General features: G+C 42.7%; 16 protein-coding genes. 12 read left to right on the top strand and 4 right to left on the bottom strand.

Annotated features, from left to right (window positions below; genetic code table 11):
- Nucleotides 1-235: 235 nt before the first annotated feature.
- From Q8M62_RS19210 to Q8M62_RS19195, 4 genes are all read left to right on the top strand, one after another.
- On the top strand, nt 236-811 hold the full coding sequence (locus Q8M62_RS19210; protein WP_304900326.1) for an NADPH-dependent F420 reductase: 576 nt from the start codon (nt 236-238) through the stop codon (nt 809-811).
- Nucleotides 812-1,020: 209 nt separating this feature from the next.
- On the top strand, nt 1,021-1,977 hold the full coding sequence (locus Q8M62_RS19205; protein WP_304900325.1) for a calcium/sodium antiporter: 957 nt from the start codon (nt 1,021-1,023) through the stop codon (nt 1,975-1,977).
- A 153-nt stretch (nt 1,978-2,130) separates the two neighbouring features.
- On the top strand, nt 2,131-4,524 hold the full coding sequence (locus Q8M62_RS19200) for a TonB-dependent receptor domain-containing protein (RefSeq protein ID WP_304900324.1): 2,394 nt from the start codon (nt 2,131-2,133) through the stop codon (nt 4,522-4,524).
- A 67-nt stretch (nt 4,525-4,591) separates the two neighbouring features.
- Nucleotides 4,592-6,769, top strand: a complete 2,178-nt coding sequence (locus tag Q8M62_RS19195; protein WP_304900323.1) for a DUF5916 domain-containing protein — start codon at nt 4,592-4,594, stop codon at nt 6,767-6,769.
- Nucleotides 6,770-6,839: 70 nt separating this feature from the next.
- Here the strand turns inward: Q8M62_RS19195 and Q8M62_RS19190 are convergent, their stop codons facing one another.
- Nucleotides 6,840-7,409: a pyridoxamine 5'-phosphate oxidase family protein gene (locus tag Q8M62_RS19190; RefSeq protein WP_304900322.1), complete on the bottom strand. Its 570-nt coding sequence runs from the start codon at nt 7,407-7,409 to the stop codon at nt 6,840-6,842.
- 155 nt (nt 7,410-7,564) lie between these two features.
- Between Q8M62_RS19190 and Q8M62_RS19185 the strand changes: the two genes are divergently transcribed.
- A complete protein-coding gene (locus Q8M62_RS19185; protein ID WP_304900321.1) occupies nt 7,565-8,317 on the top strand; it encodes a carboxypeptidase-like regulatory domain-containing protein in 753 nt (250 codons plus the stop codon).
- Between the two features lie 140 nt (nt 8,318-8,457).
- On the opposite strand, the gene clpB is transcribed toward Q8M62_RS19185, so the two are convergent.
- Entirely contained in the window at nt 8,458-11,079 is a 2,622-nt protein-coding gene (gene clpB / locus Q8M62_RS19180) for an ATP-dependent chaperone ClpB (protein ID WP_304900320.1), read from the bottom strand.
- 296 nt (nt 11,080-11,375) lie between these two features.
- On the opposite strand from clpB, the gene Q8M62_RS19175 reads away from it, so the two are divergent.
- Nucleotides 11,376-11,633: a DUF6364 family protein gene (locus Q8M62_RS19175; RefSeq protein WP_092728020.1), complete on the top strand. Its 258-nt coding sequence runs from the start codon at nt 11,376-11,378 to the stop codon at nt 11,631-11,633.
- Entirely contained in the window at nt 11,630-12,058 is a 429-nt protein-coding gene (locus Q8M62_RS19170) for a PIN domain-containing protein (RefSeq protein ID WP_304900319.1), read from the top strand. The genes Q8M62_RS19175 and Q8M62_RS19170 overlap by 4 nt, the downstream gene beginning before the upstream one ends.
- Before the next feature lie 46 nt (nt 12,059-12,104).
- On the opposite strand, the gene Q8M62_RS19165 is transcribed toward Q8M62_RS19170, so the two are convergent.
- Nucleotides 12,105-13,349, bottom strand: a complete 1,245-nt coding sequence (locus tag Q8M62_RS19165; RefSeq protein ID WP_304900318.1) for a dipeptidase — start codon at nt 13,347-13,349, stop codon at nt 12,105-12,107.
- A 176-nt stretch (nt 13,350-13,525) separates the two neighbouring features.
- On the opposite strand from Q8M62_RS19165, the gene Q8M62_RS19160 reads away from it, so the two are divergent.
- From Q8M62_RS19160 to Q8M62_RS19140, 5 genes are all read left to right on the top strand, one after another.
- Nucleotides 13,526-15,250, top strand: a complete 1,725-nt coding sequence (locus Q8M62_RS19160; RefSeq protein ID WP_304900317.1) for an alpha/beta hydrolase-fold protein — start codon at nt 13,526-13,528, stop codon at nt 15,248-15,250.
- Nucleotides 15,251-15,258: 8 nt separating this feature from the next.
- On the top strand, nt 15,259-16,140 hold the full coding sequence (locus Q8M62_RS19155; protein ID WP_304900316.1) for an ATP-binding protein: 882 nt from the start codon (nt 15,259-15,261) through the stop codon (nt 16,138-16,140).
- Nucleotides 16,141-16,365: 225 nt separating this feature from the next.
- On the top strand, nt 16,366-17,364 hold the full coding sequence (locus Q8M62_RS19150) for an acyl-ACP desaturase (protein ID WP_092728015.1): 999 nt from the start codon (nt 16,366-16,368) through the stop codon (nt 17,362-17,364).
- 82 nt (nt 17,365-17,446) lie between these two features.
- Nucleotides 17,447-18,742: a Zn-dependent hydrolase gene (locus Q8M62_RS19145; RefSeq protein WP_304900315.1), complete on the top strand. Its 1,296-nt coding sequence runs from the start codon at nt 17,447-17,449 to the stop codon at nt 18,740-18,742.
- A 77-nt stretch (nt 18,743-18,819) separates the two neighbouring features.
- A complete protein-coding gene (locus Q8M62_RS19140) occupies nt 18,820-19,674 on the top strand; it encodes a pirin family protein (protein WP_304900314.1) in 855 nt (284 codons plus the stop codon).
- Here the strand turns inward: Q8M62_RS19140 and Q8M62_RS19135 are convergent, their stop codons facing one another.
- The gene (locus Q8M62_RS19135; RefSeq protein ID WP_304900313.1) at nt 19,675-20,448 is read right to left on the bottom strand and encodes a Rossmann-like and DUF2520 domain-containing protein; all 774 of its coding nucleotides are present in this window, start codon (nt 20,446-20,448) and stop codon (nt 19,675-19,677) included. It lies immediately after the preceding gene.
- Nucleotides 20,449-20,511: the final 63 nt, after the last annotated feature.

Raw genomic sequence — 20,511 nt, 5'->3', positions numbered from 1 at the left:
CTTTCCTTGTGACATAAAAAAAATAGTCGGTAGGTTTTGACTATTGATAATAAGATCAAGGGCAGCTCAAAAAAGAGGTATAATGTCAAAGCCAAATTCTCTGCTAATCTGCCAAATAAAATTGGACAAAAACTAAAATTTCAGAAAATGGAACTGATTTTCAGGTAAATCTGTCATTACTTAGCTTGTGTACTTTTCTGTAAGCATAGTCTTAGATATTTTAAATTAGTAATGAATGAAAAAAATAGGCGTTTTAGGCTCAGGAGTTGTAGGAAGAACTTTGGCCGACGGATTTGTAAAGCGGGGCTTTGAGGTCATGCTGGGTACTGGAAATCCAAACAAACTTTCTGACTGGCAGTCTGGGGCAAATGGGAAAGTAGGTAGCTTTGAAAAAGCTGCTGACTTTGGAGACTTGATCATCCTGGCGGTGAAGGGAACAGCTGCCCTAAAAATCGCCGAGCAGGTAAAAGTCGGGATTAGCGACAAGACAGTTCTGGATGTCTGTAACCCAATTGCTGACGAATCTCCAAAAGATGGCGTTCGCAAATTTTTTACCACAGAAGAATCCCTGATGGAAATGCTTCAAAATCTTGTTCCTGAGGCCCGTTTTGTAAAAGCTTTCAATTATATAGACAGTAAGGCGATGATCAATTCAGCCAAATCAAAGGCTCAGATTATGAATATTTGTGGCAACGAAGACGTGGCAAAAACCGAAGCTAAAGAGGTTTTGGCACTATTTGGATTTAAGCCAAAAGACATGGGAAAGGCTGAAGCGGCAAGAGAAATCGAACTAATGGCTATTTCCATTTAATAGTTAAGCAACAAAACTCAGTTCCAAAAATCCAGATCATAACGGTCTGGATTTTTTTCAGAACTTTGAAAAATTCAATCATTCAGACCTGTCTTGGGAGGATTTGGGGTATTGTAACTTTTCAAAAGGCATAAGAATTTTTAATGTTAGCTTTGGGGCTTGATTCTTAAAAAGGCTGCATATACCCCTGAAATCCCTTTCTCAAAGCTATGATTATACAGCTTGTATTACTTGTCGTTGGATTAGTACTATTGGTCAAAGGAGCGGATTGGCTCGTAGACGGTGCCTCTGTCCTAGCAAAGAAAAACAACATCTCTGATCTCGCAATCGGATTGACCATTGTGGCTTTTGGAACATCAGCCCCGGAATTGGTTGTGAATGCCGTTGCCGCATCAGGCAATTATCCGGATATCGTTTTTGGAAATGTCATCGGCTCCAATAATTTCAACCTCTTTGCCATTCTTGGAATAGCGGGATTGATCACACCATTGGCTGTTCAATCGAGTACAGTATGGAAAGAAATCCCTTTCTCGCTGGTAGCTGCTCTTGTATTGTTGGTTTTGGCAAATAATTATTTCTTTTCTGAACCCACTCATCTCTCGCGATATGATGGCTTTATTTTATTGGGCTTATTTGCTGCATTCCTCTATTATGTGGCCACCCAGCTCAAAGCTGACCCATTGGTGGAAGGGGTGGAAAACAAGGATTATTCCACAGGAAAGATCTGGTTTTTAATCCTAATCGGTCTAGCAGGCTTAGTTGGTGGCGGTAAACTGGTCGTAGACAATGCTGTGTCGATAGCTCAAGCACTTGGAGTGAGTGAAAAAATAATAGGTCTCACCATTATAGCAGCAGGGACATCACTTCCTGAATTGGCCACTTCTGTGGTAGCAGCGATGAAGAAGAATGCGGACATTGCCATCGGGAATATTGTGGGATCCAATATCTTCAACATTCTTTTGGTGTTGGGGGTTAGTGTACTTGTTCGTCCACTTGACTTCAATACCGCCTTTAATACAGACATTTACTTACTTTCTGCCGGTACGGCTTTCTTGTTTATTTCCATGTTTATTGGTAAAAAATACCGGCTGGACAGATGGCAAGCTGCTTTGTTATTGATGATTTTTGCATCATATACTACGTATCTAGTCATGCTTGAGCTTTGATCTTCTTGGGTGTTCCTCTTGCAAAGGGTTTCTGAATAAGAACCCTTTTTTTTTGCCATTTGTAAAAATTAGAATGCTCCAGTCTAGGTTTCGTTCTAAATTTCAGCCAGTTAATTTGAGATTATTTTTGGATTAGCTAAGAAACCCAAACCTATGAAGCCTATTTTGCCCAAAAACCTATTGGTTATTCCGATTTTATTATTGGGAATGATCACCACCCACTCTTTTGCTCAGCAAAACCGGGGTAAGATCCGAGGAACCATCGTTGAAAGATCGAGTGCGGAGCCCCTTCCCTTCACTACAATTGGTGTGTATACTGAGAAGGACAGTCTCGTTGGTGGAGGCATCTCTGATGAAAACGGGAAATACTCGATCGATCTTCCCTTTGGAAAATTCTATGCCTTGATCGAGTTTATGGGTTTTGAGGCTCAAAAAACAAATTATTTCGCTCTTACGAGGGAAAACCAAAATTTGGATCTTGGCGAAATTGGACTTTCACCTACAGCTTCTGATCTCAGTGAAGTCGTGGTCCAGGGAGAAAAAACCATCATGGAACTTTCCCTCGACAAACGGATTTTCAATGTCGGAAAGGATCTGGCAAATGCCGGTGGAAATGCCTCAGATATTTTGATGAACCTACCTTCGGTCGCGGTAGATCCTGATGGAAATGTCCGACTTAGAGGCTCAGCAAATGTGCGGATCCTTATCGATGGGAAGCCATCAGGTTTGGTCAGTTTCAAAGGGAGTAGTGGACTGCGTCAGCTTCCCGCCAATATGGTGGATCGGGTGGAAGTAATCACCAATCCATCTGCTCGATACGAGGCAGAAGGAATGGCAGGGGTAATCAATATTATTCTTAAAAAAGACAGCAAACAGGGATTCAATGGCTCATTTGAACTAATTGCTGGCTATCCGGTAAACACGGGTTTTACGACTAATCTGAATTATCGGCACAACCGGATCAATTGGTTTATCAATTATGGGCTTTCCTACCGGCGGACACCCGGGATCAGCGAACTTTATCAGGAGGTGTATAATGAGGATGGCACGACTTCCATCCTGAGCCAAAACAATTCATCGACTGTCACTGGACTAAATAACAATCTTCGTGGCGGATTGGATTATTACTTCAACGAGAATAGCATCCTGACTGGCTCTTATCTCTGGAGAAGAAGCGATGTAAGAAGGATAACAGATATCCGATACGAGGATTATCTGAATAGTTTTGACGATTACCTGGGGTATTCGCTTCGAAGACAAGATGAAACAGAAGCCGAGCCAAACAAAGAGGCAATCTTAAACTATAAACGAACTTTTGCTCAAAAAGGACATGAATTCACCGCTTCCTTCACCTATCTCAACTATTGGGAGCGATCCGATCAGCTTTTTACTGAAAATGCTTTTTCTACTCAAGGTGTGATAATTCCCGAAGGGGCGCTGGTACAGACCTCACTCAATGACGAATACGAAAATCAGTATTTACTTCAGATGGACTATGTGAAACCTTTTGCTACCAAAGGGAAATTTGAGTCAGGAATTCGAACCAGTTTTCGCGAAATGGAAAACGATTACTTGGTTCAGGAACAAAATGAGTCAGGAGGTTTTGTGACACTCCCCGGGCTGGACAATATCTTTCTCTACAATGAAAATATCCTGGCTGCATATGGGATCGTCGGGAATGAAACGGGAAAATGGAGCTATCAGGGAGGACTGCGGGCAGAATATACCGATGTGGAGACTATCTTGGTTGAAACCAATGAAAGCAATCCAAGAGCCTATACGAACCTCTTTCCATCTGCACATTTAACTTACAATGTGACAAAAGAAAATGCCTTCCAACTGAGCTATTCCAAGCGGGTCAGAAGACCGGTCTACAATGATCTTAGCCCTTATGTCACCTTCTCCGATCAACGAAATTTCTTCAGTGGAAATCCCGATTTGGATCCAGAATTCACAGATGCTTTTGAACTGGGCCACATCAAATATTTCGAAAAAGCCACTTTATTCTCCACGGTTTATTTCAGAAACACCGTGGATAAAATTGAACGGATCAGACAAGTGAAGGAGGACGGATTTTCGGTTACTGCTCCCGTCAACTTAACCGGAGAAAAGTCCTTTGGATTGGAATTCAGCGGAGACTATCGGGTAAAAGACTGGTGGAAGCTGGACTTCAACGCCAACTTTTTTCACGCCCGAATTGATGCCAGCAACATTGGGCAAACTGAATTAAGAAAAACCTACTCCTGGTTATTCCGACAGACTTCCCGATTTAGCTTTGGAGAAGGATGGGATGTCCAAGCCCGGGCAAATTATGAAGCAAGACAGAAAACAGCTCAAGGCGTCAGAAAGGGCATTTTCTTTATGGATCTCTCGGCAAGTAAGCGAATCCTTCAAGACAGGGGAACATTGGTCTTGAACGTAACGGATGTGTTTAACACAAGAATCAACCGGTACATCTTCGAGGGCTTTAATTTCTTTACCGAAGGAGAATCTCAGATGATAAGAAGACAAACAAATCTTACATTCGCCTACCGAATCAAGCAATAAATCTGTATTTGAACCCGAGGAAAACTTTAGCCCCCTATTTTCTCAAGGTTTTAACCTAATCGCGACTATGCGTTTCCTAATTACATTCCTTCTGTTTAGCCTTGGCTTGACTGCTTCTTCTTTTGCCCAAAAAATCAATGCGGATTACCGACTTGCAATTCAAAAAGCAAGCTCAGCCATAATCATTGATGGGGTTTTGGATGAAAAAGCCTGGGAAGATGCTGCTGTGGCCACGGACTTTTTCATGATTACACCGATGGACACGAGCTTTGCACGGGTGAAAACAGACGTGCGGATGAGTTATGACGAAATTAATTTGTACCTGATCGTAGTCAATCACCATGCGCTTGAAGGGCCCTACATGGTGGAGTCGCTGAGGAGAGATTTCAGTTTTGGAAAAAACGACAATTTTCTCCTTTTTATGGACCCTTTTGATGACATGACCAATGGGTTTTCGTTTGGAGCAAATGCAGCAGGAGCCCAATGGGACGGACAAATGCACAGTGGAGGCAGCATTGATCTCAGCTGGGACAATAAGTGGGTTTCGAAAGTCAAAAACTACGAGGACAAGTGGATTTTTGAGGCAGCGATTCCATTCAAATCCATCCGATATAAAAAAGGGATTTCTGAGTGGGGGATTAATTTTTCAAGACTGGATCTGAAAACTACCGAAAAATCAGGCTGGGCGCCGGTTCCTAGACAATTTCCTTCAGCATCACTTGCTTACACGGGCACACTCGTTTGGGATAATCCACCACCTGATGCGGGATCCAATATTTCGGTTATTCCGTATGTTTTGGGTGGAATTAGCAAGGATTTTCGAAGTGAAGGATCAAATCAATATCGTAGAGATGTGGGAGTCGATGCGAAGATTTCCCTGACTTCCTCACTGAACTTGGACCTGACTGTAAATCCGGATTTTTCTCAGGTGGAGGTGGACCGTCAGGTGACCAATTTGGATCGATTTGAGCTCTTTTTTCCGGAGCGAAGACAGTTTTTCCTGGAAAATGGCGATTTGTTTGCAGGTTTTGGATACAGTACGATCCGGCCCTTTTTCTCGAGGAGAATAGGACTCGAGGCACCCATTCAGTTTGGTGCGAGAATGAGTGGAAAAATCAACAAAAACTGGAGAATGGGCGCCATGAACATGCAGACCGGAGAAGTTGAAGAAAGAGCCTTGCCATCACAAAACTTTACCGTAATGTCCTTGCAACGACAGGTTGGAGCCCGATCAAACATCGGAGCAATCTTAGTCAACAAGCAATCGTTGAACTACAATCCCGATCCTGAGTCAGGGCAGCCTGTTTATTCGCAATTCAACCGAAATGCAGGCCTGGAATACAACCTCGCTTCTGCCAACAATCTCTGGACAGGAAAAGCCATGGTCTTGCAATCCTTTGGTCCGGATAATGTGGGGAATGGTCTGGTCCATGCCGCCAATCTCCGATATTCCAGCGGAAATCTGACTTGGAATTGGCAGCACGAGTACGTATCTGAAAATTATACCGCTGAGGTGGGTTTTGTCCCTCGAAATGGATTTTACCGTATCAATCCGATGCTCGGATATCGCTGGTTTCCAAAAAGTCAAAAAATCCTAAGTCACGGACCTGACTTCAACACGTCCTTGTTTTTTAATATGGGGGGAGAAAAAACTGACAATACCAGCTATATAGCTTACAATGTTCGATTTAGAAGTCAAAGTAATCTGACGGCATGGCTTGCCTATGATTTTGTAAAGCTACAGCGGCCCTTTGATCCTACTAATTTCTCAGGGATCAGTTTGGAGACAGGTACCGAACATAGCTGGAATGCAATGGGAATGGAATACTCCTCAAAGCCCCAAAGTGTATTTACCTATTCATTTTCGACTCGTTTTGGAGGTTATTTTGCGGATGGGGAGCGGTTTAACTTTACCACTGATTTTGGGTACCGTTTTCAGCCGTATGTGAGTTTGGCTTTAAGTACCAATTTCAATCAGATTAATCTCCCAGAGCCTTGGGGAGAAACGAGTTTTTGGTTGATCGGTCCGCGGGTGGATGTCACGATGACCAATACGGTCTTTTTCACAGCTTTTGTCCAATACAATGAACAGATTGAAAACATTAACCTGAATACCCGATTTCAGTGGCGCTTCAAGCCAGCCTCTGATTTATTCATCGTCTACACAGACAATTACCTGCCGGCACCATTCAATGTAAAAAACAGGTCGATTGTATTGAAATTCACCTATTGGTGGAATGTTTAAAAAAGTCGGAAGACCGGAGACCGGAGACGGAAGAACTTTTGTCTTCGGTCTCCCGTCTTCCAGCTCTTTGCTATGGTACGAGCCACTGACCTTTCCAATTCTCACTTTTTGAAAATAGAATTCTCAAATGTTTTAACCCATTTAGCTGTAAGGCTTCTACTGTTTCTGGAATAAATTTCAATACAGCAAAGGAACTATCATCGCCATTTTCTGGCCAATCAAATCCCTGATTTGGATCTGAGATTGGCGTACTCGGAGCCAAGGTTGAAGTGTACCCTTTCTGCGCTTCGCCCTGAACTTTCGGCCAAAAGCCTTTACTTACTTCATTTTGGTTGTGAATTTCAGCTTTAGCTTTGATTCGGATTTGGACTCTTTTTCCCGGGTGGTAAAAATGAAGGGTCGCTGATGGATTTGCGCATAATTCATTGACTTTCTCAGAGCGGGAATCTGTGAAAATATGGAACTCCAATTCTTTGCTTACAGACCTGACCACGACGGTTCGTATTTCAGGACTTATTTTCCCAATTGTACCTAAGTTGACATAGCGAAAGGGATGCTTGGGATCAAGTGCTCCTCTATGAAGCTCATGACTTATGGATTTCCAAATTTCTGATTGTAATTCGTTTTCGGAGAATAGCATTTTAAACGGTTTTGCATGTAAACCCTTCCTGACAAATAGAGTTCAACTGACGGAATTTACATTAATTGCGTCAACTGACTGACGGAATTAACATTAATAGCGTCAGTGAATATTTTAGTTAATGTTAAACGTCTTTGATTTTTTACCAAGAAACAATGGAAAATTTATCCCTCAAAATACCAAATCCCTGTTCCCAAAACCCAAGGAATTTTACGCCTACTGGTAAAGGCGGATTTTGCCAATCTTGTCAAAAGGAAGTGGTGGATTTTAGGAAAATGAGTCAAAAGGAAGTTGTTGATTTTTTGAATAACAACTCATCCAGTCGATGTGGTATTTTTGTTCCTTCCCAGTTAGAATTCAAGGAAATATCAAAAAAGAGAGTCCAAAAATCATGGATTTGGGGATTGGGAATTATCGGAATTTTAGGCTTGGCATTACCCGGTTATTCTAAGACAGCTCCTGCGTCCTCCACTGAAAGAAGCGACACATTAAAAACATCAAAAACACTAAAACCAAAATCCAATTTCTCAAGAATTGTCAAAGGCACTGTCCGAGACCTTGAAAATCAAATGGAAGTTTCGGGAACCACCATCCTAATCAAAGGCTATAAAATTGGAACAGCTGCCGATGTAAATGGGAATTTTGAAATTATCATTCCCAATTCTATTCAAGACAAGAAAATTGTTTTAGTTTTTTCCTTTAACGGGTATAACATGAAAGAAATCTCCTTTCACCAAAATCAGCTTCCTTTGACTATTGGGGAGGTTTTCTTGGAGCAAGACAATTCAGCAATTCTTGGAGAGTACGTGTATATCTCACAGAAAAGAAATTTTTGGCAAAAACTTAAAGGCATTTTCCAAAAAGATGACAAAGCAAATTGCTCCATCCCATCCCATTTGCATTCTTAAATAAAAACCCTCAAAGTCACTAAAGACCTTGAGGGTTCTAACCTATCTCGCGAAGCTTATTTCATCCGCGTAGCGGATTTATTTCACAAAGCGAAGCGAAGTATATCTAGCGCCAGCGTATTTCGCGAAGCATATCTCTCTTATACCTCCACAGCTGCATCTACATTCTTGAAATAAACCTGCTTATCGGCATCCAAGTCCACCAACACCGCTGAGTCATTTTTAATATATCCTGAGAGAATCTGCTTCGAAAGCTCGTTTAAGACCAATCGTTGCATGGTTCGCTTCAAAGGCCTCGCTCCGAAATTCGGATCAAACCCCACCTCGCCCAAATAATCCAGAACCTCGGTCGTAGCCTCAATCTCGATATTCGCTTCAGAAAGACGCTTCTGAATTTCTTTCCACTGAATGTCTACAATCTTTCGGATGATATCCTTGCTCAGTGGCTCAAACATGATCGTTTCATCGATTCGATTTAAGAATTCAGGCCGCACGGCTTTCTTCAGCATTTCGTACACCTCGACTTTGGTCTTTTCCAAAATCTCCTCCCTGTTCCAGTCTTCCATCTCGGCAAATCGCTCCTGAATCAAGTGCGAACCGATGTTGGTCGTCAGAATGATGATGGTGTTTTTGAAGTTGGCCAATCGACCTTTGTTGTCTGTCAAGCGTCCATCGTCCAAAACCTGCAGCAGAATGTTGAACACATCCGGGTGAGCTTTTTCAATCTCATCCAACAGGATCACAGAGTAAGGCTTTCTTCGCACCGCTTCGGTCAGCTGTCCGCCTTCATCGTATCCCACATAGCCCGGAGGCGCTCCCACGAGTCTGCTGACGGCATGGCGCTCCTGATACTCGGACATATCGATTCGCACCATGGCATTGTCATCGTTGAAGAGATATTCTGCCAGAGCTTTTGCCAGTTCAGTTTTACCGACACCTGTGGTGCCCATGAAGATAAAGCTTCCAATCGGTCGCTTTGGATCCTGCAAACCAGCCCGGCTTCTTCGAACAGCATCGGACAAAGCAACAATCGCCTCTCGCTGACCGGCCACCCGTTTTCCTAATTCCTCTTCCAAATGCAGGAGTTTTTCCCGTTCGGATTGGATCATCTTAATTACAGGAATTCCAGTCCATTTCGAAACTACCGAAGCGATGTCTTCCTGATCCACTTCTTCTTTCAGAAGAGGTGAACCAGCCTGCATTTCCGCCAGTTGGCTTTTGAAGGATTCCAGCTTCTTTTCCGCATCCACGATTTTACCGTATCGGATCTCAGCCACTTTGCCAAAATCTCCGGCTCGTTCGGCCTGTTCTGCTTCCAGTTTCAGCTTGTCAATGGCTTCTTTTTCTCGGCGAATGCCCATGATGACTGCCTTTTCGCTTTCCCATTTGGCTTTCACATTTTGACGCTTCTCGGATAGTTCGGCGATTTCCTTGCTCAGGACAGTTTCCTTATCCCGATTATTTTCCCTTCGGATTGCTTCCCGCTCAATTTCCAGCTGCATGATCCTTCGGTTCAGTTCATCCAATTCCTGAGGCAAAGAGTCAATCTCCATTCTCAATTTGGCTGCTGCCTCATCCATCAGGTCAATGGCTTTGTCAGGGAGAAATCGATCGGAAATGTAACGCTGAGAAAGTTCCACGGCGGCGATCACCGCATCATCCTTGATTCGCACCCCGTGGTGCAGTTCGTATTTGTCTTTGATCCCTCGAAGGATGGATATCGCATCGGCAGCGTCCGGTTCGTCGACAATTACCGCTTGGAATCTACGCTCCAAGGCCTTGTCTTTCTCGATGTATTTCTGGTATTCCTTTAGCGTAGTTGCACCGATTGCATGGAGTTCGCCCCTTGCCAATGCCGGCTTCAGTAGATTTGCCGCATCCATTGCCCCTTCTCCTCCACCACCGGCTCCGATCAAAGTATGGATCTCATCGATGAAGAGAATAATCTCCCCCTCAGCATCTGTCACTTCCTTGATTACCGCTTTGAGTCGCTCTTCGAATTCCCCTTTGTACTTGGCGCCTGCTACAAGCAAACCCATATCCAAAGAGATCAAAGTCTTAGACTTGAGGTTTTCGGGTACGTCGCCGGAGACGATTCGCTGAGCCAAGCCTTCGACAATAGCCGTCTTACCCACACCCGGTTCACCGAGGAGGATGGGATTGTTTTTGGTGCGTCGGGCGAGGATTTGCAGCACACGTCTGATTTCTTCATCTCGGCCAATAACAGGGTCGATTTTACCCTTTTTGGCCATATCGTTCAGGTTTTTGGAGTATTTCTCCAGTGCCCTGTACTTGCTTTCTGCGTTTGGATCAGTCACTTTATTTCCTTTTCTAAGTTCCTTGATTGCTTCGATCAGTGGCTTCTCAGCCAATCCCTGATTTTTGAGTAGTTGAGCAGTGGCATCGCTTCCTGCCAGTATCGCCAAGAGTAAATGCTCAATGGCAACGTATTCGTCCCCAAAAGTCTTGAGGTAATCTTTTGCTTTGGTCAGGACTTGATTCGCCGCATTGGATAGGTAAGGCTGTTGGTTTCCCCCGCTTACTTTGGGCAGCTTGGCCAATTCCTGATCCAGCTTTTGATCGATTAGTTGTTTATTCGTTCCGAGTTTTTTGAATAGAAAATCAGTTACATTCTCGTCTTCCACAAAGATTCCCTTTAGCAAATGAGCCGTTTCAATAGCCGGAGTTCCTGACCCGGTTGCCAGTTCAGCGGCTTTCTGAATCGCTTCCTGAGATTTGATAGTGTATTGTTTGAAGTCCATTTTGAAAGTTAGTGGTTAGTTGTCTACCCTCTTGGGTCAAATCTTTCGCCAACCCCAAATTTCGGACAGAATGGCCGTAAATCAGGGGTTTTGAGAATGAAATCAGGAAATTTTGTCTGTATTCAGGGATATTTCCCCTTTAATTTGGACAGAATATCAGTGGAGAATAAGGAATTTGGAAGTCGCAATTTGCGACTTCAAATTGGAATAAACGGAGACGGCTATATAATTTAGAAAAACTGAAAATTTGAATTGACGTATAATTTATTTTGATTTGTACGTCAAATAACTCAAGTATGGATACCAAGCTTACATTAAGATTAGATTCAGAGATAATCGAACGGGCGAAGAAATATGCTTCTGATCAAAAAATCAGCCTTTCTAAACTTGTGGAGACCTATTTGGATACAATATCAAAGTCCAATTCAGAAGAGTCGAATGATATACAATTAACTCCCTTAGTGAAAAGTCTCTTGGGGGCCGCTGGTTCTTTGCCAGAAAACTATGATTACAAAAAAGAGTACAGGGATTACCTCGACAAAAAATATCAATGAAGAAGTTATTTATTGATACCAATATCCTCATTGATTTTTTGACTCAAAGAAAGCCTTTTGATTTTCAGGCAGGGAAGATATTTTCATTGGCAGAACAAAATTTAATATCCTGTGGCGTTTCCTCACTTTCAATCGCAAACACCCATTATCATCTTCTCAAATTGATGAATCCCAATGCAGTAAATGAACTTTTGCGAAGATTTAAAATTTTGCTCAAAGTCCATCCTCTGGATGAAAAACTGATTGATTTGGGATTGAATAGCTCAGATTTCAGTGATTTTGAATATTCCCTTCAATATTTCACCGCACTTGAGTTTGAGTATGATGGGATCATCACCCGTAATCAAAAGGATTTCAAAAAATCAAGTCTTCCGATTTTGGCTCCTGATCAGTTTCTTGAAATCTTTAAAAAAGAAGAACTCTGATTTTTCAATTCAGAGTTCTTAAAAAAGGCATTTTGTTTAGGCTCTATTACTGATTAGCTGCATAATCCTCTACGGCTTTCCAGACCCGAAAGACATTTTTGTAGCAGATTTTTTCAATGTCTTCTTTTGAATATCCTCTTTTCAAGAGTTCGGCAATTAGATTTGGAAACATCGACACATCTTTAAGTCCGGTAGGAAGTGAATCACCCACACCATCAAAATCAGAACCCAAACCTACATAGTCGATACCCACCAAGTTTTTCACGTGATCGATGTGATCAGCTACTTTCTGTACAGTTGGGAAAGGATTGTTGGCTGCAGCATATTCGTTGATGTAGACTTGGGCGGCGGAATCTCTGCGGCTGAGATTATTTTCTGCCAACCAATTCACAATGTGTTCCCGTACCTTTGCTCCGCCTGCTGCATAGGCTGAATCAATGAAACTGCCTCCAAAATTGATCATCATCACGCCGCCGTTTTTGGCCATAGCTTGGATCAATTCATCACTCATGTTGCGCTCAAAACCTGGAGTAAACTTCCGGACAGAGGAATGAGAAGCAATCACGGGTGCTTTAGAAATAGCCAAAGCATCCCTAAAAGTATTATCAGAAACGTGGCTCAAATCCACCATGATTCCGACTCGGTTCATTTCAGCAACTACTTTTTCCCCAAATTCACTTAAACCTCCATAAGTGCCCGTTGTATCATAGCTCGCATCGCCGATAAGATTATCTGTGCCGTGAGTTAAAGTGATGTATCGAATTCCCCGCTTGTGAAAATATTGCACATTTGCCAGATCGTCTTCGATTCCTGCGCCGTTTTCCATTCCCATCGGCAGTGAAATCAAGCCTTTGGCAAAATTCGCTTCGATATCTGTCGGACTGTAGGCCATTGCAAATTTATCAGGAAAAGTAGAAGCCAATCGCTCAGTCATCAGAATGAGGGAATCTGCCAATGCTTTAGAAGCGCCCGGGATTTTTTGATTTGATGCAGGAATATAAATGGACATAAATGGCGCATCCAATCCCCCTTCTTTGGCTCTTGGATAGTCAAAATTCCCATCCGGAGTTCGGACTGAGACGTCAAGGATTTCGCGTTGGAGGGTAAATCCTCCAACCTTCATCCGGTAGGGAAGATCCACGTGCCCATCTACCATAATGGTAGATTGCGCGATCTGAGTCGCTGCTTTGAGCCGCTCCTCATCTGTCATTTTTGTATAATCGATTACCGCTTCCTTTTGACTACAGGAAAATGCTCCGACTAGAAATATTAAGGCAAAAATCTTTTTCATTCGAATGGTGGTTTTTAGAATTACTAAGTTAGGCCCTTTTCAATATCTGCTACAGAATAATCCATAACCGGCTCCAAAAACAAAATAAAATCAAGGTTAGGGTTTGAATAAAACTAGACTTCAGAAGATTAATCCGAAATTGAGTAAATTAGCTTTTGCATCCAACCACAATTCCAATGATTAAATCACTTTTCCTTTTTCTCCTAGCAGTTCTTTTTTGGAATTGTTCCGGTTCTACCTCGGAAAATATCGAGATCAAAATAGATTCTGAACTTGAATCAGACCTCAAGGATGGCCGGTTACTTCTGATCTTTTCGAAAAATCATGAGGCAGAACCGAGATTTGGAATCAATGACAATGTAGGCACAAATCAGGTTTTTGGGATGGACTTTGAAAACTTCAGTGCGGGGAAACCCTTGATTTTTGACCCAAAAAGCTTTGGCTATCCCATACAAAACCTGCACGAAATCCCTTCAGGAGAGTATACCGTTCAGGCTTTCATTCAAAAATATGAAACCTTTACCCGCTCGGATGGGCATACTGTTAAACTACCCATGGATCAAGGTGAAGGCCGCCAATGGGCAAGAGCTCCAAAAAATATTTACTCGGCCCCTGTAAAAGTCAACTGGGAAAAAGGCAAAAGTTTAACACTTGATATAAATCAGATCATTCCGCCAGTAGAGGAACCTCAGGACACCAAATACATTAAACACATCAAAATCAAGAGTGAAAAACTCTCTGAGTTTTGGGGCAGAGACATGTATCTGGGAGCACATGTTTTAATACCGGAGGGTTTTGAGGAAAACCCAAATCAATATTATCCTTTGATGATCTATCACGGTCATTTTCCTTCTGATTTTGGAGGATTCCGAACAACTCCTCCTGATCCGGAATTAGGTGATGACGATTACAGTGCACGATTTGGGATCTATGGATATGCCAAAATGCAGCAACAGGAAGCGTTTGACTTCTACCAAAAGTGGATTTCACCTGATTTCAAGCGTTTTATAATAATCGAAATACAACATGCCAACCCATTTTACGACGACAGCTATGCGGTCAATTCCGCAAACCTCGGACCTTACGGAGATGCTATTACCTATGAATTGATTCCCCATATTGAGAAAGAGTTTAGAGGAATTGGTGAAGGTTGGGCAAGGTTTTTATATGGAGGATCTACAGGAGGATGGGAGGCCTTAGCCGTTCAGGTTTTTTATCCTGACGAATACAATGGATGTTTTGCCGCTTGTCCGGATCCAATAGATTTCAGAGCATATACCACAGTAGATATTTATCAAGATCAAAATGCGTACTTCAAAGAAGGGGAGTTTAGAAAAACACTTCGTCCCGGGCACCGCAATTATTTAGGTCATGTAGACGCCATGGTGCGGGATATGAATCATCGAGAGTTGGCGATCGGTGGCGACAAATCCAGGTCTGGAGACCAGTTTGACATCTGGCAAGCGGTTTATTCTCCTGTTGGAGATGATGGCTATCCAAAGCCAATTTGGGACAAATATTCCGGAGAAATTGACAAAGAAGTGTCTGCCTATTGGAAAGAAAATTTCGACCTTCGCCACATCATGGAGCGGGATTGGGAGAAATTAGGACCAAAATTGGAGGGGAAAGTCCATATTTACTGTGGTGACATGGATAACTATTACCTCAACAATGCGGTTTACCTAACTGAAGATTTTCTGGAACAAACCAAAAAACCATACTATGATGGAAAAGTGGCTTATGGAGATCGGGCAGAACATTGCTGGAACGGAGATCCAAATCTTCCCAATTACATCACCAGACTCCGATACAATACGATGTATCTGGATGAAATTCAGAATCGATTCCTGAAATCCGCTCCGAAAAACTTTAACCAAAAGAATTGGACAATAATCAAATAATCTAAAAAATGAACACTACGCTTAAAATCGGGCTTATGGGCCTTTCTGCAACACTTCTTTTCTCCCAATGTGCGCCACAAAAAACAGAAGAAGTTGTGGAGGAAATCCTCGTTGAGGCTAAAACTCCAACGCTCACCTTACTTTGGGAGACAGAAGCTTCTCTAACTACAAACGAGTCCGTCCTTTTTGACGAGGCTTCAGGTACCATTTATGTCTCAAACATCGGAGGTATGGATCCTCAAGCTAAAGACGGAAAAGGATCCATCGCAATTATTGACAAAGATGGTAAAATCGTTAATCCAGTGTGGGTTGGTGGATTGAACAGCCCCAAGGGAATGGCCATTTCGGAGGGTAAACTGTATGTCACCGATATCGATGAATTGGTTGAGATAGACATTTCCACGGCAAAAGTTTCCAACAAATGGAAAGTAGAAGGTGCAATATTCCTAAATGACGTTGCTTCACATGAGGGAACTGTATATTTCACTGACATGAACACCGGAAAAGTTCACGCTTATGCAGATGGCTCGATCTCAATGGTATCAGAAGGACATGCTTCGATCAATGGCATTGCAGTAGCCAAGGACGGGACGATCTATGGCCTTGATGGCTCAGGGCTTAAAATGTGGAATGCAGATGGCACCGCCTCTGTCGTAAATGCAAACGTGACCGGAGGTGATGGTTTAATCATCTTGGGTGATGGCAATTTTGTTGCTTCAAGATGGCAAGGTGAAATATGGTTTGCATCTGCTGATGGAGAGACCAAGATGCTGGACACAAAATCTGTAGAATCAAACACGGCCGATATTGGATACAATGCAGCCGAAAAGATCCTTTACGTTCCTACCTTTTTCAAAAATAAGGTGGCTGCATATAAGTTAGATTATTGATTCAATCGACTTGAAAGGCACATTACTTTCAAAATGGACCTTTTAATGATATTTTCACGTTAACAGAATCAAAGGAAGTTACTAAATCACGTAAATTCCATTCATGGAAACTGGTGCCAGAATTAGAATTTTTCTACAATCAATCCAGTGATTTGTGAGTAACTTTCCGAACCGAACAAGTCAACCCTACGCAATTTTAGCTTTGCGTAAATTTCAAGTAACCTAATGAAAACAGGCGAAATCAATTACGAACTAGAAAAGAATATTGAGGTCATTTCCCAATTGGATGGCTTAGTTGCTGATGCTGTGGATAATATTCTGGTAGATCCGGATAAATGTTGGCAGCCATCAGATTTTCTTCCGGATTTTGGAGATCCCAATATCCATGAAGAAATCAAGCTTCTTCAAAAAAGAGCAGAAGGAATTCCCGACACGGTATTGACGTCCCTGATTGGTAATATGATCACTGAGGAAGCCCTTCCCAGTTATCAGACCTATTTCAATCTGTTGGAAGGCATAAATCCAGAGCGAAATCTGCTTGCTCCGGGAGGCTGGGTAAGATGGTCTAAGTCTTGGACTGCTGAGGAGAACAGACACGGCGACTTGCTCAATAAGTACCTTTACATGACGGGGAGAGTGGATATGAAAGCCGTAGAGCGAACTATTCATAGACTGTTGACCAATGGATTTGATCCCAATTCGGGTGGAGATCCTTATCAGGCGATTGTCTATACATCCTTTCAGGAAAGAGCGACCAAGATATCACATGTCAATACCGGAAAACTGGCAGATATAGCCGGGGATTCTGTGTTGGGAAGAATATGCAAACAAATCGCTGGTGATGAAGCGAGACATGAAAAGGCATACAAATCTTTCATGTCAAGAATCTTCGAGATCGATCCAAATGGTGCGATCCTCGCTTTTGAGAAATTGATGAGAAAGCAAATCGTCATGCCGGCGGTATTGATGGGTGAAGGAAGTTCAAATCCGTCCCTGTTTACTCAATTTTCTGAGATTACCCAGAAAGTAGGGATCTATACTAGTTGGGATTATGCACGAATCATCGATCACCTAGTTGGACTTTGGAAGATCGAGGCGCTCACAGGATTGGATGCAGCCGCGGCAAAAGCGCAGGATTACCTAGCGAAATTATCGGAGCGATATATGAGAGTAGCTGACCGAATGAAAGCTCCTGATGAAGTAAAACTCGCTTGGCTTAAATAACTGAAATTTACTTCAAAGAAGTCCTTCCCAAAAGAAGGACTTTTTTTATGCTATCTTGAACTGTTTAGAATTCCATCTTCCCATGACAAAATCCTTATTCCCATTCCTTATTCTGCTGATCACCTTTGCTTTCACTGGTTACGGACAGGAAATCAGCGTTAATTCTGATCGATTGCATGAAAGTCTGATGAAGCTTTCTTCCTACGGGAAAAATGCAAATGGCGGATCTGATCGCCAAGCGTACACCAAACATGATATCGAAGCTCGAGCGTATGTGAAAGCGCTGATGGAAGATGCAGGAATGCAGATTTTGGTTGATTTTGCGGGGAATATAATTGGAAGGAAAGCTGGTAAAAATCCAAGTCTTAAACCGATTGCATTTGGTTCGCATATCGATGAAGTGCCAAATGGAGGAGATTATGATGGGCCGGTCGGGTCAATGGGCTCCATAGAAGTGGTGAAAACCTTGTCTGAAAAGGGGATTCAAACCGATCACCCTTTGGAAGTGATCATTTTTACCAATGAAGAGGGAGGAGTCGTCGGAAGTAGGGCCTTGGTTGGGGCTTTGAGTAAAGAAGCATTGCAGGTGGTGAGTTCGAGCGGATTCACACAATATGAGGGGATCAAACTACTTGGAGGAAATCCCGATCGTATTCCTGAACTCAAAAGAAACGTCGGAGACTTGGCTGCATTTCTGGAACTGCATATTGAGCAAGGCGGAAATCTATACTCTGAAAAATTGGATATAGGTGTGGTGGAGGGAATTGTGGCGATCGAGTGGTGGGAGTTTTCTTTCTTGGGAAAAGCCAATCATGCAGGTACGACTCCAATGAATATGAGAAAGGACCCGATGCTTCCGGCTGCAAAATTTGTTTTGGCGGTCAATGAAATCGTTAACAGCTATGAAGGTCGGCACGTGGGTACGGTTGGCAAAATACAAGCTTTTCCCGGAGCCGGAAATGTGATACCGGGAGAGATTAAAATGACCTTGGAAATACGTGACCTTTCTTCAGAAAAAATTTGGGAGATTTATTCGCAAATAGAGAAAAGCGCAAAATCACTGGCTTCAGCAAGTGAAATCGGATTGGATATCAAGCATATAGAAGTTGCCAGTAAGCCTGCTTTGGCTGATCCCATGATCCGTGAAATCATCAAATCCCAAGCAGAAAAGTTGGGATTCACCACCAAAAGCCTTCCAAGCGGTGCTGGTCACGACGCACAAGAAATGGCGCGTATCGCTCCCATGGGAATGATTTTTATCCCAAGCAAAGATGGAATCAGTCACGCTCCGGAAGAGTTTTCGACGAAAGAAGACATTGCAAACGGGACAAATGTCCTGATGAATACGATTTTGGAATTGGACAAAAGGCTAAAGTAGCCGAGTAAAAAAACTTGTTGTGGTAAACTTTTTTGCTTCAAATTGTATTTAATGTATATACACTAAATAAACTCAAAATGAGATCCATTAAAAAGATACATAAAGCCGAATATAGACCGATTGCTGATTTGGTGACATACAGTCCAATGCCGACACGCAGTCTTCAGCAGATTGACCCCTTCATTTTCTTAAACCATCACGGCTTTCAGACTTATCCTGAGCGAAATCAAGGCTTACCATTTGGTCCCCACCCACATCGGGGAATGGAGACGGTGACGTTCATATTGGAAGGTGACATCATGCACAAGGATTCTTCAGGCCATGAGTCGGTCATTGGACCGGGAGGAGTACAATACATGACTGCAGGAAGCGGATTGATCCATGCTGAAGTGTCGAGTACTGACTTTAAGCGAAATGGTGGGGATCTTGAGATTTTGCAACTTTGGCTCAATTTGCCTGCGGCAAAGAAAATGATTACTCCGAATTACCTTGGCTTGCAGCAAGAGGACATTCCTACCTTTGATTTGGATGGAGGAAAGCTAAAAGTACAGCAGCTTTTCGGAGAGTGGAATGGAGTGGAGGGCGCTTTTGAGGGTACTTTTCCAATCACCATGAGTACAATCTACCTCGAAAAGGGAGGGAAATTCGAAAAAGAAATTTCTGCTGAAGAAAATATCTTTTTCTATATCGTGCGAGGTGAACTTAATGTGAATGGAACAGAAGTGATGTTTAGAAATCTGGTGGAATTTGGCAATTCAGGACAAAAAATTGAGGTGGAGGCGCTTGAAGATTCAATCCTGATTTTAGGTCATGCATTGCCTTTCAATGAACCGATGGTGGCTCAGGGGCCATTTGTGATGAATACCCAACAACAAATTCAGGAAGCTTACACGGATTATCAAGCCGGAAAATTTGGGGCCTGGAACCATTGATCAACTGTCAATAATATCCTGGGAGATCAGCTTGTATATTTCGGCTAACGATTCATTGTAGCTGAGAAATCGATGGTGATCTTCCAGGGTTTCATAGTCTTCGCGGATTGCGGGTCCGGTTTGGGCATTTTTGGCTCCGAGCTGAAGGCTTTTAGAAATGGTTTCGATGATCAGGGGTTTTAGCATTTCAAAGTCTGCGCCTTGCCTTCGCATAATTTCCTCGGCAATGCGGATCATGTGATTGGAAAAGTTGCTTGCAAATACCGCTGCAACATGTATGCCTTTCCGATCCTTTGATCGAACTACATAGGTAAGTGGAGAAAGGCTTTTTGCCAGTTTTTTAAGTTTTTGTAGTGTCTCTTCATCATCTGCTTCCAGCAAGAATGGAACTTCGTCAAGATCGATTTTCCTCCCTTTTGTAAAGGATTGGAGTGGGTAAAAAATCCCGGTATAACTCGCCGAACTGTAACCTAAAATGTCCAAAGGCATTGTGCCGGAGGTGTGAATCAAAATGCTTTCCTCAGGCAAAATGATCTGATCCGCAATTTCAGCGATTGCGGAATCCTTTACTGAGAGAATGAAAATTTTGGCTTTACTTTCCGAAAAGTCGAGGTCGTCTTTGGGCTCAGCGGAATAAACCCGCTCAGTTATTTGCTTGGCTTTTTCAATATCTCTGGCATAGATTTCAGTGATCTCGTGACCGGCATCTTCCAATGCTGGCGCTAAATGCCAAGCCACATTTCCTGCACCCAAAATGGCAATTTTGAACTTCATGACGGAATTAAACCAATTTTAAACAAAACAAAAAGCCATCTCGATCAATCGGGATGGCTTCAA

The sequence above is a fragment of the Algoriphagus sp. genome, from assembly GCF_030694375.1.
Taxonomy (GTDB): Bacteria; Bacteroidota; Bacteroidia; order Cytophagales; family Cyclobacteriaceae; genus Algoriphagus.
The sequence above is the reverse complement of the archived record's forward strand: the minus strand, read 5'-3'. Positions and strand labels throughout refer to the sequence as shown.